The sequence below is a fragment of the Candidatus Neomarinimicrobiota bacterium genome, assembly GCA_018651745.1.
Lineage (GTDB): Bacteria > Fidelibacterota > Marinisomatia > Marinisomatales > TCS55 > JAAZYX01.
This window is the reverse complement of the sequence record JABIDL010000030.1, coordinates 33,823-48,103: the sequence shown is the minus strand read 5'-3', so window position 1 is coordinate 48,103 and position 14,281 is coordinate 33,823. Positions and strand designations below refer to the sequence as shown.

Annotated in this window: 9 protein-coding genes; all 9 read right to left on the bottom strand. The window is 40.7% G+C overall.

The features are described 5' to 3' along the window. Positions 1–17: 17 nt before the first annotated feature. Genes HOD97_05860 through pgsB form a run of 9 tightly spaced genes read right to left on the bottom strand, consistent with a single transcriptional unit; the run spans position 18 to position 14,243 of the window. Positions 18–3,212: a T9SS type A sorting domain-containing protein gene (locus HOD97_05860; protein ID MBT4281119.1), complete on the bottom strand. Its 3,195-nt coding sequence runs from the start codon at positions 3,210–3,212 to the stop codon at positions 18–20. Beyond that, a complete protein-coding gene (locus HOD97_05855) occupies positions 3,191–5,506 on the bottom strand; it encodes a T9SS type A sorting domain-containing protein (protein MBT4281118.1) in 2,316 nt (771 codons plus the stop codon). The genes HOD97_05860 and HOD97_05855 overlap by 22 nt, the downstream gene beginning before the upstream one ends. Positions 5,507–5,509: 3 nt before the next feature. After that, positions 5,510–8,542, bottom strand: a complete 3,033-nt coding sequence (locus HOD97_05850; protein ID MBT4281117.1) for a T9SS type A sorting domain-containing protein — start codon at positions 8,540–8,542, stop codon at positions 5,510–5,512. A 1-nt stretch (position 8,543) separates the two neighbouring features. Next, the gene (locus HOD97_05845) at positions 8,544–9,590 is read right to left on the bottom strand and encodes a hypothetical protein (protein ID MBT4281116.1); all 1,047 of its coding nucleotides are present in this window, start codon (positions 9,588–9,590) and stop codon (positions 8,544–8,546) included. After that, complete coding sequence (locus HOD97_05840; protein ID MBT4281115.1) at positions 9,577–10,620, bottom strand: hypothetical protein; 1,044 nt, start codon at positions 10,618–10,620, stop codon at positions 9,577–9,579. The genes HOD97_05845 and HOD97_05840 overlap by 14 nt, the downstream gene beginning before the upstream one ends. Next, positions 10,620–11,504, bottom strand: a complete 885-nt coding sequence (locus tag HOD97_05835) for a hypothetical protein (GenBank protein MBT4281114.1) — start codon at positions 11,502–11,504, stop codon at positions 10,620–10,622. Before HOD97_05835 ends, HOD97_05840 begins: the two co-directional genes overlap by 1 nt. After that, on the bottom strand, positions 11,482–12,636 hold the full coding sequence (gene pgsW, locus HOD97_05830) for a poly-gamma-glutamate system protein (GenBank protein MBT4281113.1): 1,155 nt from the start codon (positions 12,634–12,636) through the stop codon (positions 11,482–11,484). Before pgsW ends, HOD97_05835 begins: the two co-directional genes overlap by 23 nt. Beyond that, positions 12,629–13,072, bottom strand: a complete 444-nt coding sequence (gene pgsC, locus HOD97_05825; protein ID MBT4281112.1) for a poly-gamma-glutamate biosynthesis protein PgsC — start codon at positions 13,070–13,072, stop codon at positions 12,629–12,631. Before pgsC ends, pgsW begins: the two co-directional genes overlap by 8 nt. Continuing rightward, complete coding sequence (pgsB, locus tag HOD97_05820) at positions 13,065–14,243, bottom strand: poly-gamma-glutamate synthase PgsB (protein MBT4281111.1); 1,179 nt, start codon at positions 14,241–14,243, stop codon at positions 13,065–13,067. The genes pgsC and pgsB overlap by 8 nt, the downstream gene beginning before the upstream one ends. Between the last annotated feature and the right edge of the window lie 38 nt (positions 14,244–14,281).

Sequence of the window (14,281 nt, the reverse complement as noted above, 5' to 3'; positions counted from 1 at the left end):
ATTTCGGTGGAAAATTCCTATTTCAGGAGAATCATTTTTTGCGTCTGGCGGAATGACCCTGACCCTAATTCTACAAAATACATTCCGCTGCTGTGTTGTTTGGCATTCCAAACAATTTCGTGCCTTCCCGGTTGCATGTTTCCATCCACCAATGTTTCCACCAATCTTCCGGTTATATCGTAAACCCGTAATTGTAGGGGCGAGATATATCTCGCCCCTACAGGGATTTGAAAACGAATGGTTGTGGAAGGATTGAATGGATTGGGAAATACGGGATGCAGTTGGAATCCGCTTGGAATAATGTCATCCTCAACGCTCAAGGACGGCACATAATTTTCCGGCGCCTCAGTTGTAAATCGAATCACCCGCCCGCTGTCCAAAGCTGCCGCGCCGGCGGCGTATGTATTATTGAAAGTGATTTGAAGTCCGTCATTCTTGTCCGGCGACTCGATCCCGACCGTGGAATAATTCTTAGTCACATCCACATTGTCTATCTTGTAATACTGAAATTCAATCACGCCGTCGCCGGTTGCTGTCGGTATGGCGGACTGGGAATACAAAATAATTTCAAATGTCTCTTCTGTCGCCTCGTCGTAACCGTTCAGTGCGCGAGACCATTCAATGATGAAGCGGCCTTCCAATTCGTCATATCTTGTGAAAACATTTATCCACACATCAATTGCGTCGTCTCCGTCCGTGTCAATGGTTTCAAGGTCATCCCAGAACGGCGCAAGCATGGCATTCGGACCCATCGCCATGGGAATCGAAAAATTCCAGAAATAATCCACTGGCGTTGTTTCGAAGGATGTCCAGCCGTTGGAACTGATGGTAATCTGATCGTAGGAATTCCCAAAATATTGGAATGCAAACGGCAGGTCCACGCGGATGTGATCGTCGTCGTCCAAAACATATTCCGTTCCGCCGGAACCCCCGTGAGCAGGATCAAGCTCAACCCAGTTGAATTCAGGTGTCTGTGTATAACCTGAATCAATATCATCGTAGGACCAATAACCGTAATCCGATGGGTTCATTGTCTGATTTTCATTTGATGGATTTATAGGAATATCAATGCGTATAGAATCCAATTTATTCCAAACTGCATCCGTTAATATTATCGCAAGAGATAACTCACTGCTTATGGAAACATCACCAATATTTAAATTGTAATATTCCAAATCCACAAAAGCGGTGTCCCAAGAATTCAAAGTAAATGGTGGTTTTACTTCTGTAGTAAAAACATCAATGGAAATTGAATCCGTCAAAGAGAGCAACACGATATTTATTGTATCAAGTTGTGCATTACTGAAATTGTGGAATATTAAATCAGGACTAATGGATAAAGATCCGTCCGTTGATTGTGATGGGGTATTAATCAGGTCAATTTTGAGAATTGGATCACTTACAGAAACCAATGTATTTCCAACGTCCCCATTTGCTTCAAATGATAAAAGCAATGGATCAGTCATTGATCCCATTCCTTTATAACGGAAAACAATAGAATCTGTAGCAGTCACTTCACTTCCTTCCGGAATATCTGTAAAAGAAAAGGTGGAATCCAAAAGTTCAATATCGGATGAAGATGAAACAGTTCCGGTCCCACCTGAAATCATGATATCCAAATGATTTTTTAATATTGGGTAAAGTGCCACCTTTTCTCCAGGATCTACAAGCCCGTTTCCATTGTCACTCAAGACGTATCCAATAAATCCAATGGACTGTCCGGATTCATGAATCGACACTTCTTCATGTCCCTGGATAAATCCACTTTTATTCACGTAAATGTCCAATGCTGCAGCATCTCCCGGATCCACCGAAACTTGAAATTGTCCGCTGGAATTTGTGATTCCTTTTGCTAATAGAGAATCATCCGCCATGATTGCGACAACTGCATCCCGTACCGGATTCCCGGCGGCATTTGTGACGTTTAATGAAATATATCCATCAGCCGACCAGATAGAATCTGCTTCAATCGCAAATACATCCGGCGTACCCAAGTGCATGGAAAGCGAAGGATCGCCCAAGATATTGTACACGTGAAAATAAAATTCTTGTCCTTCACCCGGTCCGTCTAAATGCGGGAATTCGGTTAGTAATCCTAACTGTCCTGCAAGCATTGCCGGAGCAAGTTCCGTAACACCGTTGTCAAACATTGCATCAAACATATAAGCATTTATCACATTATTGAATTTTGTGCTCGTATGTAAATCTGACGGACCGATAATGGCAACGCCACCCTGCGGAACTGTGGGTGTTCCAGCACGAATTAACGATTCACCAAAACAAGTTGGCACTGTAGGGTTCCCAAAATCATTCGCATTGCAAACAAAGCTGGTGAAGACCGGGGTCATCCAGCCATTGTTAAGCCCTGCCACATCGCTTACATGAAACTCGGGATAATGCCATCCATTTGCATCACCCCAACCGCGGTAGTTTACAATGCCTACGCCGGCATCAATTGAAGCAGATATTTGAGAAGCACCTTGCTGTGTCGGGGGATAATAGACCGTATCTACAGAAGCATAGCCGTTGTTTAAAAGTTCATCCCGTAGCCAGTAGGAAGTCCATTTGGGTGTAGTCGGAATCGGAATTGAATTGCTGTAATTTCCGGCGACAACTAGCGCCTTGTTCAACCAATCTGGGTTGAACGCCAGGGGATCACGATGGTATTGGATCGTCTTTTGTGTTATAACCATCAATTCTGTTACAGATGTAATCGACATGCGTCCGATAAAAATATCAGGAATGAAATCATCCGAAACCAAGTGCGAGTATTTTTGATCCGTAACATCGTTAGCATCACCATAATAAAAAGTAGGAATAACACTTCCTGAGCCTTCATTCACTTCACCAATTAGTAGTACATATTCCAAGAGTGGATCTTGATCGAGATGATTGGAAATAGTCGCTTTTATTTCATCAGCCGAACTACCAGCATCAGATTGTTTCTTGACAATCACATCAAATCCCTGAGACATTTTGAAAGAGGCAAACATACTGATGTACGATTCCCAAGCATCCGGAACAATAATCATATACGTCCCGCGCATCGGATTGATGTCATTCCCAGCAAGGCCGTATTCCGCTTGTACTAATGATTTAAATGCCATCGGAATTGCTTGACCGGTTAAATCTGCTTTTGATTTTCCGCGAAAATTTGCATCCGCAGAAAATAAAACATTGATGGATATAATTACGGCCGCAAGTAAACGCATTTTTTGATGAACTCCTTGTGTGAGGTAGAAAAGCGCAGGAAATATACACCTGAACTTATTGGTACATCCATTTGATTAAACAAATTCAATTGCCATGTAATTTGTTCCCTAAATCCCTGATTCAACGATTGGTTGAATATTTCCTGTCCTAGCAGATTAAATATAGTTACTTGCAACGGAAATTGAATGTGCTCCATATCAATGGAAATCATACCGGATGACGGATTTGGATACGGGTCGGAAACCGAGAAAGAAGAACGGATTTGAGGGCCTGATTCTGTAACATTCAGATACGGGTCATCCAAACCCAAGATGCGCAATGATGCTATTTCCCAGCCGCGGTAATTGACAGAAGCATCCCGTGAAAACCTTAACCGCACTCGGACTGAGTCAAATCCAGACGTATCCCGCGCAACAATTCTGTCCGTACGAAATGCATGCCAATTCTGGTCGGTCGCGGACCATTCTGTTAAAACGCTGTCCTGTCCGTTCACCAGTGTAAGAAACAGGGAATCCACGTCCCATTCAAGTTCGTAGCGGTGATTGATTACACAAGCAATCTGTTGCATTCCGGTCATATCAAACCATCGGGATCGAATTTCAAGGGTATCTTCCCTGTTTCCATTATTGTAGAAAGAACCAACTTGAGATCTAAGAGATCCCGAATCAATTGTCCAGTCACCTCCAATTTGGTTCCACATCGTCGAATCGCCGAAGCCTAAAACTGTGTCAATTACATTCTGCCTAAAACTCACGTTGATTTCCATGTCTGAGTCCAATTCAAGATTCCTTATCCACGGAAAATAGCTGTCGTCATAAACTGTTTGAATGTCCCAATTACCCTTTGGCATCGCAAATGTATTACTACCATCATCAACAATGATTGTATCTGTAAAAAAATCATTAGTCATTATCCATGAGAAATGTTCATCGTGCCATAATTGTTGGTAAAACCCGATCGATAAATTGATGTTAACCTCGGTTAGCGGATCCAAAGAAAAATCCAGTATTGTGGTTCCACTGTTGTTTGCGGTGATCGTATTTGTTACCGGTTCATACCCGTATTTTTGCGCCGTTAACTGATAAGTGCCTTCAGTGACAATACGCCGATACCGCCCAAATTCATCCGTCAGGCGCGGATCGTTAACACCACCGTTTAATTCATTGATGATAATTTCCACATCCTCAAAAGGATTTCCCAATTCGTCCGTTACAATTCCGGTGATTTGGGCGGCATCTTCTTGATAACCAATCGTTCGATCCATTAAGTACACCATTCCAGGGATTAACCTCTGGATCGTATCTTCAATCAACGCGCTGTCGGGTTGCAGATTTGCAGTCCCACACTCAACAAGATATTGAAAACAACCCGTTGCAGTATAAAACCAATCGTGAGCATTCCCCCGACGTGACACACTCTGCTCAGACTGGTAAAAATCTTCACTGTACTCTTTTTGAAGGTTTCCAGCCAATGCATCGGCAATGGTATTTTGAGCATTATTGTCCGGGGTATTTTTCCCTTCTGCCCATTTCCAAGATGAAATCACCAATTCAGAATAACGCCCCGATCTAGCACTGTGCCACGCAATGGAAAAAAGAAAATCCTGTTCCAATGCAAAATCACGAATAGCCTTTGTCTCCTGTTCTGAAAAAGGTTCAGGACCACGATAATAATCATAATGGGCAGCATAATCCGTTGGATCATTAACTAAAAACGAATCACCAAAAAACCAATTGAAATCGTAATTCCTGTTTAAATCCACACCATCCACATCGTTACCGATACTCGGATCAAAATCAAACACACCGTTGGGAGTCGGCCCGGTCGGGCTGAAATCGCGTTTGTTTTTTCGATAGCTTAAATCCATTTCCGAATGAACCACATTTAAGCCTTCCGGATTGTAGGTGGGAATGATCCATGTTTCAATTTCCTGTCGCAAAATCTGAACATGACTTGCCATAGGGGGGGGTGGACTCAGTAGTGTCAAAATCATTTCCAATACTGCCTCCACACCAAGTATTTCTTCTGCATGGCATTGTCCAAGAAATAATACTCTTGGTTCATCTTCTTTTATGTGAACATTATCGGAAATTTTCACCGCAAGTATAGGCAAAGTTTCGGCGCCGGAGTAGCCAATCGTATCCACACGAAATATATCCTCGTATTGTTCTAATTGATCGAGCGAATCGAGGAAGGATTTTATTTCATTAAACGAGTGAAAGCGCGGGTCGAGCGGCTCGGCAAAAAGACCACAATTCAAGGCAAACAGACATAATATAAATTTGTTTACCATAAATCACTTTAAAAAAGAGACCTTGCCTTTAAAAACAGCATCTCTTGATTGAATCTGATACAAATAAATTCCACTTGCTACTTCACGACCAAATATATCTTCCCCCGTCCAATTAAACGTCATTTCGCCCGGATGATTTGGGATGAGTATTGCATCATAAACCTGACGGCCAAGCACATTGTAAATAGAAATCCGGATTGGTGCTGAAGAATGGGTTTGGATCGGGATTGAAATTATCCCATTAAATGGGTTAGGGTATGCCGGACCAACTCTAAACTCAATTGGAACTGTATGTGAATTGATATTCATATTTGGATCAATTAACAACACTTGTCCATATAAATTCACTAAATCAGCTTTTCCCGAACTTCTATAATCTTGCCAATATAAAAACCAAGCATTAGAATCGATCCCACCGATGGGAATTATTTTTGGGGATTTCTGATCATGGTATTCTGCAGCAATGATAATTTGGTTTTGAACTAAACCATTGACTACTTTTGCACCATAAATATCCAACCCACCAGAAAGAAGAGGATCGTCAACCGCTGAACCACGTTCATCCTCCCATGTGATAAAAAATGAATCATCACCAAACGCTATCACATCAGGATTGTCTCGGTAAAATGTATCTTGGTCACAACAAATAAGAATATTAGAATCAATTAAGGATCGATTTTCCACATCAATCCGCTGGCCATAGATTGAGAACGCATCACCATTTCGAAAATCTGCCCATGAAACAAATGCAGCGGTGTTTTCATCTAGAGCAATAGACGGAGATCTCTGATCATTTATAGCTTCTGTCAAAATAAGGGGATCCTCACCAAAAAGTGTATTCCCATCCAAATCAATGGTTTGACTATAAATGTCTTTTTTTGTCGCTGAAAATCTGTTTTCCCAAACCAAAATAATTTCTGTTGAATCATGGTTCATTGTTCCAATTAGATTACTGGCATCTCCCGAGTGTGATAATACTTTTCCGCTCGATACCCACCCACTCGCAGGTGTTCCGGACGAATTTAGACGAATATATTTTAGAACGCCTGCATTCCAATGCCCCTCTTGCCAAAGAACCATATAATCTCCATCAGGAAGCTGAAAAACTAACTCAACAAATTCATTAACTGATTCATTTGCAATGGTGTTTTCAGCTTCTAGGATATTGCCATCATCACCCAGTACAGTAAAATATATATCATAATCCCATACATTGCGAATTTCTGACCAAACACACGCAACACCAGATATATGGGGTGTTAAATGTAGGTTAATCTGATCAGATCCATTATTAAGATATATACCGGTAGAATCCCATTGGTTTATCAAATTCATATCCAAACGGTTAACGCGAGATAATGCTACACCGCTACTTTTATCGTAAATACCTGTATAAAAGCTTCCGTATGAATTGGTAAACACCGGTTCATTTATTAGGGGATCTGAATGGAAAGAGGCAAAGCCGATTTGTTTTCCATTTGGCTCGGTAGAATCTGAGCCCTCCTCTAAAATATAGTTCGCAAACAACACTTTCCCATATCTATTATCCTCCCAAGCAAGCACTACTTGTCCATTTTCCATAGTTTCCGCTCGAACATAATTTATATCCCCATCCAATCCTTCGATGACTGTGATTCCATTTTCAGAAAAACCAATAGTATTCATATCATCAATTAACTGAGTTTTAAGATCAATACTTCCGCCACTTACATCAGAAAAAATAACAAATTGCCCAACCACTTCATCTGATGTAATAATCGGTGAATCTTGATTCCCATTTGCGTTAGAAATAGCAAGACCGGAATCCGGCAAAATACGATTTCCAAACGAATCAAAATGTTGGGCTACAATATCCTTATCTGGAAATGTACCTCGTTCCCATACGAAAACTACGCCACCATTTTCATCACCGGAAAATCTGGCGCCATCTTGTGTATTGTAAATTGAATCCAGAGGCACTCCTGCTGAATCCCAAAGAATAGAGCCATCGTTGCTAATTTTTTGGATAAAATAAGTCGGATCTGTGGAGTCAAACCTGTAATCTTCCCATGATGCGAAAACTGTACCACCGGTTCCACGCTTCACACGGGGACCTGCCTTTGACGCCGGGTCTTTTGTTAATGGTTTTTCATTGGACAAAACTAAACCGGATGTGTCAACTACTTGGTAAACGACTTCCGTAATTCCTGATCCCTGCTGCCAAACAACGCAGGATTTTACTCCTGACATAAATGTAACTTTTGGGCGTGTTTCTAATTCCATCGTATTTGCTATCGGTAAACCACCGACATCAAATTGAAGAGACAAATCTTGGTGAATTCTTTGAGCGTAAATATCCAAATTTTCTGCGCTGATTCTTGCATCGGACCAAACTACAAAAGCATCACCGTCCCCTGCATATTCAATGCTTTTTGGTCCTTGAGTACCGGATGCTTCTATAATTGCAACACCGATTCCCGGGTGACCAACATTATTATTGTAATCCACATGTGTTCCATAAATATCTTCATCTAAACCGTTACGTCCGTCTTGCCATGTAATAAAAACACCTCCGGAACTGTCTGTGCACATATTGATGGAACCCTGTTTTCCAGCCACATTACATATTGCAATACCCAAATTATCTAAAACGCTATTTCCGTCTGAATTAATATGTTGTAAATATATGTCTCCCTCTTTATCAAAACGATAATCCACCCATGCAATAAACGCGCCGCCAGCATTGTCCTCAATCGCAACAGGATCTTCCTGTCTTCCCGGCAATTCTGTAACCGGAACGCCACCTGTTCCCCAAAAAACATCACCGGTAAAACTGACTTTTTGTGCAAAAACATCTCGATTCCCATTTCTTGTATCTGACCAAATCATAATAGCCGATCCAACTGAACCCGGACACGTAGTTTTTTGCCATTCAATATGAACACCTTGCCGAATTGCGACTCCATTGGCTTGCCATGCATCAGTTTGTCCAAAGAGAAACACTATTAGAAATATGGATGAAACAAGAATTTTGGTATGTTTTATTGGGTGGTTCATATTATTCCTTAATGGATAAAACTTGTAGTCCTTCTCGTGAGCAAGCAAGAATATAGCTAGATTCAAAGACTGTTTTATACACATACCCAATTTCAAAAATCCCTCGCGAAATTGGGACAAACAAATTTGAAATATCGTATAATGCTATGCCTCCGGATCCGAGCGATAAAACTGCTGTATTCCCAGAAACTGATATATGTTTAACATACAAGTCTTCAGCAAATCGAGTTGTTTTTAACAGTTCGGGCGGTGTTCTATTAGCACTACTGGGAAAATCCATAAATGGAATAAAATAAGCCCCAGCCTCTTCGGACGCCACAAATAAGCCGGTATTGGTTAATGTTACTTTATCGGCGCTACCTTGGGTATCAACCGAATTGATGAACTCTGGGTTCGTTTTTAAATCGCTCAACTGATATAAACTTACTCCGGTTTGGTCAGTTGTAAGTGCAAGTTGATTGCCAACAATATCAATTCCCGTCGGTTTGCCATTTTCCCAAATTTCTTCCCCGGACGTATGAAACCATTCTCCCCAACTCTGTAATTCGAAATAATTCCATTTGAGACCGTCATCGTTATCTGCAGCATAAATCGTAAATCCGCTACTATCATCTATGACACGAATTTCGCGAGTTTTCTCGCTCATTTTTGCACCGTCCCAATCCAAACTATCACTACCAATTTTATCAATAATATTTACAAGAGAGTTGCTTTCAACTGCAAAAACAACTCTGTGAGTTTGAGAATATTCTACTTGTGTAATATCATCAAAATCCTGTTCTGTAGCATAAGAATCCATAGCTGCAACAAGAGTTGGATCGGTCCCCATATTTATAAAAGCGGACATATCCCAAATTTGAAATCCGTTCTGACCGGCAGCAACATAAGCGGTGTCATTCACCACAACCGCTGATCGGCAATATCCAATGGTATTCAATGTTGTAATTCTCTCAATATCCCAAACAGAGTCTAAGTCTGGTTCCATACAAGACTGCAGCATGAAAACTGCCAAAATACCAAGTATTTTGAAATGTTTAATATTTGTCATACACCGACCTCCATCCAATTTCAACCCACACCTGAACTTGTCTGAAAGACTTTAATTTTTGGACCCAACTATAATTGGAGTGTGTAATTCTTTCGCGGTTTCTTACCATGAGTTTAACAGATAACGATTCTGAGATATTTTTTTTCATCCATATATCTAATTTACGATCGGTGTGCGCCCTTCCGCTGTGAAGTGGATCATCTAATGATTCAGCAGCATATTGACGAATTTCCTGTCGAAAAGCGCCTCCTAATTCGTCCAATAACCAAAGGGAAGTAGATGATTTAAGAGGAAAATAGAATTGGGAATATTGATAAGATCTATCCAAATCGCTCGCGCGGGCGGTTTCTCCAAAAGTGATATTATCTGCTTTTCCAATTTCCCCTTCTATACTCATCGTCAAATTCCATGGAGTTTTCCATGAAATTCGACCTTTCTGATATAGGATGTCCAAATCAAATTCAGAAAAATCACCATTAAAATATCGCTGCAAGTATCCGCCAGCAAGTGAAATCCAAGTTCGACGAACAATTGGATATGATAAAGCAATTTGTTGATCTCTATCGGAAAACATGCAGGCGATAAATTGAGTATTCGTCACATCTTTATTCACATAGTCCCGCAAATAATAATCAGACAAATCACGGATAGAATATTTAAAAGATCTATACGGCCCCCAACTGTACTTCAATTCTATTTTTCCACTTGTGTATTGTTTTTCCTGACTGTGAGAATATCGGATTAATGCTGCTCTCCCCGAAAAAGTTATATTGCGTTTCCTGCTAAAATTGAAAATAGATTTTCCAAGCAATTCGCCACGTAAATAGTGGGAATCAAATGTGGACATTCCACCCATTAAGTCCGGTTCGACCGCAGCAGATTCTTGTTCTCCACTAGAAAAACGAAGTACATTGGAATCATATCCATTGGTCAATTTGATGTTGAAATATATCGGTGTGTTTAAAATGGTTGCTTGTGCTTGAGGATATCCCAAACCGAGAAAAATAATTCCGATATAATTAAAACGCATCAATTGAATTCCAAAAATCTCAATAATACTGTTTTGTCTTTTTCTAATACCTTGACCGTTATAATATGGTCTCCTTCCGAAAGTTTGATTTCACAAGTACGCCATTTTCCTGGAACAATTTCATCATTCGATTTCAGCGATGATTTATCTGATCGATCCGTACTAAAATAATATGTTCCAAAAATGTCTTTACCCTCTTTCAACTGAAGCCGGTAAGCTTCTTCATCTCCCATCCAATTTTCAAATAATAGTCTGCTAGTCACCCTAAGTATTTTTGGACCTTTAACTGCAACTTGAAGAGGTGCACCATATTTAAGCTCAAAATACTCAATTTCCTTACTACCAACTTGAACAATTTTGCTGAGTTGGTGAACCATTGGTGTCAGAATTTTTTTCGCACCTTTTGGTAGTTCAAATGTTTTTGCAACCGCTCGCATCAAAACAGGATAATCTTGATTTTCAGGGACCAAAACTCTGACCCAATGACGTCCTTCAGGGATATTGATTGTATAATGCCCTGAATGTGTATAATGATGATTCGGATGTTGAATGGATCGAATTCCTTTTTGTCGGAGATATTTATGGTTCACATGTATGGTGTCTGCTTCATCAATTAATAGATCATATTTAAACGCATGGCGGGTTCTTTTCCCTGGTTGCATCGCAGGAAAGCGAGTGATGAATTTTAATCTCACCGGTCCGCTAACTTCGTACATCAATTCTTTAGAGCGAACGACATAATACAATCTCCGATTTCCGCTAACAATTAAAATTTCTTTTTCTTCTCCCCCTTCGACTGGTTTCAATAGTTCAGCAGAAAGGACATCCAATGATCCGAAGAAAATGCAGAAAAGAAGTAATTTACAATACGCTGTCAGGTTCATGTTCTTTCATCCGTTGGGATATTTGATTGTGGCTATGGTGTCCAACTGCAAATACCATTCCGGCAACAATTAGAAAACATAGAAAAGTAATCGTCAAATTAAATTGTTCAATTGCATATAATGGACCTTTCCCGATTTCAGGATTGGGTATTGGAGCGTAAGGCATTTGAAGCATGTCTGTCAATGCTGAAATATTTAATATATGAAGCGCATTCACGCCAGATTTTAGGAATCGAACCATTACACCTTCGATTCCGTCTGGTCGGCTGATTGGTTCAATGTTCGCACGCGTCACTAACCCCGGATTCAAAAGCTTTAAATTAAATGATGTTCCCAAGCTCGCAACGCCACCTCCAACATTTATCATTAAATCATATCCCCGGCTCGGACCATATTTGAAAAGTGTTTCCATCCTCATATCGATATTGGCCGACAAACTCGTTGCCCGAATAAGTGGCAATGAATGTTTTTCAATATTTTGAATAATTAGATTTCGTCCTCTGGGACTCAGTAACCGACCGAGATCATTCCTGCCGCCAATGGAAGCTGCAATAGAACGGTTTTTTAACATTCCTTTTTCAATGAGAATTGCTTCCATATCCAGCCATGTGAAATCGGGATAATTTGCACCCCACTGAGATGCTCCTAATGAGGTTATTGCTACCGTGTTAATTCCCAAGGTTTCTGCCGCAATCAAAACTGCCATGTTGGCGCCGGGCATAGACCCCGTTAATAAAACTGCCACTGTATCGTCTGTTGTTAATCCGGCACGGGATAATAATTCAATCATTGCCGCCGCAAAATTAGGATCAAGCGTTGTAAGCTTTGCATCAAGGTCGCCTTCGTCAGTGGTTATCAAACTAAATTGAGCTCCTACAAGTCCGGTTTCATTCGGATCATTTTCGATGTCAACAAATACACCCTTTTCCATCCGAAATAACTTTAAGATATTCATTGCCTCCTGCATACGGGTGGCTGCTTGAACTTTACTATCAAAATTATCTGACACTTTTTCTACTCTTGCATTGAAGGCAAACCAAAAACATAAGACACTTATTCCGGCCATTATAGTCAATGTTCGTGTCATTTGGATGATTGGGCGAAACATTCCGGATTTAGATGGATTAGGCATTCAGAACTCCGCCTGAAAAAAGCATTACTATCAGTTTTACCAAAACGGCTGTAACTAAAATGACTGAAACAGTTCGGATAACTCCTTGTCGATCCATCCAACTTGCGATAAGGCCGGGAATGATATTCCCTATTACAGCAAGAGAAACATCTTCTAACGGAGAAAAGAAATAATTACGAGAAGCATATCCTACCATAAATCCGAGGATAAGCGCTAAAACAAGGCGTCGCTTTCCATAGATAAACATAAATCTTCCCAAACCGCGAATGATGCCCAACACCAGTGCCGCAGCCAATAAAGTTATAATTACCTGAAGCGGCTGGTGCAAATTCAGCGCGATATAGCCTGGGACAATAATTCCACCTGCTGTAACACCGAGTGTCTCAGATAAAATCAAACTTAAAACGATTCCAAGCCCGATAGTTATTTCAACCATGATGTCGATATATTTTAATATGGTCAACCAATTCCTGCCCAAAGCCCACTTGATTTCCCATAGCGTAAATCAGAGAATCATCGGAAAGATTAGAAAATGCGTTTGAGACAGCTTTGACCGTGTCTTGAGAATGAATCATGATTACATGTGTATTCGGTGAATAATGCTTCAGATGACTCACCATTTTTTCAAGGTTTTCGCCACGAATGATAAAGTAATCCGGTTTGATTTCTTCCATAACCAAACTCAATAATTGGCGGGATCTTGTTCTACGATCCTCTCGAGTGTTCAGGAATACACAGGATTCACCATTCCATGAAAACCGTCCGGAAATGTAGTTCCATATTGTTAGAGTTGACACAGGATCGTTGGCAGCCATTCCATTGATAAAGGAAACAGATCTATCTGAAAAATCCAATTTCCATGCAACCAATGCACCTAAATCCGGGCTAACATTTACCATACCATCAAGCGCAATGGTTCGTTCGATGCCTGCCTGTTCACAAACTGCCAAAGCCAACGCGATATTTTGAGGGTGTTCCATATAAGAAAATTGGTCCAAAATATCGTCACCAATTTCAGATTCGTTCACTTTAACTACCCTTGTTTGCCTTTTCTGTGCTACTTCGTCAAATATGGTTATTACAGATTCTTCTCCTGAAATAAATACTCCTTGTCTTGGAATTGTATTGCTCAAAGAAGATGCAATATCAGAAAGTGTTTGTCCCATTTCGTCCACATGGTCCGGGCGAACGTTTGTAATAACGCCAATATGTGAGCGAACCATTTCTTGTTCGGAAATCCACTGGTATTGCGGTTGGACAGCCATGCATTCAAGCACCACAGCATCAGGTTTATCTTGGGCGAAATACTTTAACAAACGAACTTGTTCTCCGATAGATGGTGATCTTAACCGATGAATAATCCTGTCCCTTCCTTTGGGATCAATAACTCTTGGGGCAGTGCCGGTAGTTTTGGCGTATGTTTTTAACCCACCTGCCCGAAGCCCGGCAGCAACAAGGCGCGTTACACTTGATTTCCCTCGTGTTCCATTGATGTGAATTCTAAGTGGAAGTAGCCCCAAGACCTGTTTGTGGCGAAAATATTCGACCCCCCCGATCATTATCAAAGTAAGCGTTATAATAGATAAAATGATCAATGGGGAAAACATGATAGATTACTGATGGTTATCAGATCAAGTTCATACGA

What these genes read in the sequence shown, in the direction of transcription:
- HOD97_05860 (MBT4281119.1), bottom strand. Translation starts at nt 3,212, where the DNA reads ATGCGTTTACTTGCGGCCGTAATTATATCCATCAATGTTTTATTTTCT.
- HOD97_05855 (MBT4281118.1), bottom strand. Translation starts at nt 5,506, where the DNA reads ATGGTAAACAAATTTATATTATGTCTGTTTGCCTTGAATTGTGGTCTT.
- HOD97_05850 (MBT4281117.1), bottom strand. Translation starts at nt 8,542, where the DNA reads ATGAACCACCCAATAAAACATACCAAAATTCTTGTTTCATCCATATTT.
- HOD97_05845 (MBT4281116.1), bottom strand. Translation starts at nt 9,590, where the DNA reads ATGACAAATATTAAACATTTCAAAATACTTGGTATTTTGGCAGTTTTC.
- HOD97_05840 (MBT4281115.1), bottom strand. Translation starts at nt 10,620, where the DNA reads ATGCGTTTTAATTATATCGGAATTATTTTTCTCGGTTTGGGATATCCT.
- HOD97_05835 (MBT4281114.1), bottom strand. Translation starts at nt 11,504, where the DNA reads ATGAACCTGACAGCGTATTGTAAATTACTTCTTTTCTGCATTTTCTTC.
- pgsW (MBT4281113.1), bottom strand. Translation starts at nt 12,636, where the DNA reads ATGCCTAATCCATCTAAATCCGGAATGTTTCGCCCAATCATCCAAATG.
- pgsC (MBT4281112.1), bottom strand. Translation starts at nt 13,072, where the DNA reads ATGGTTGAAATAACTATCGGGCTTGGAATCGTTTTAAGTTTGATTTTA.
- pgsB (MBT4281111.1), bottom strand. Translation starts at nt 14,243, where the DNA reads ATGTTTTCCCCATTGATCATTTTATCTATTATAACGCTTACTTTGATA.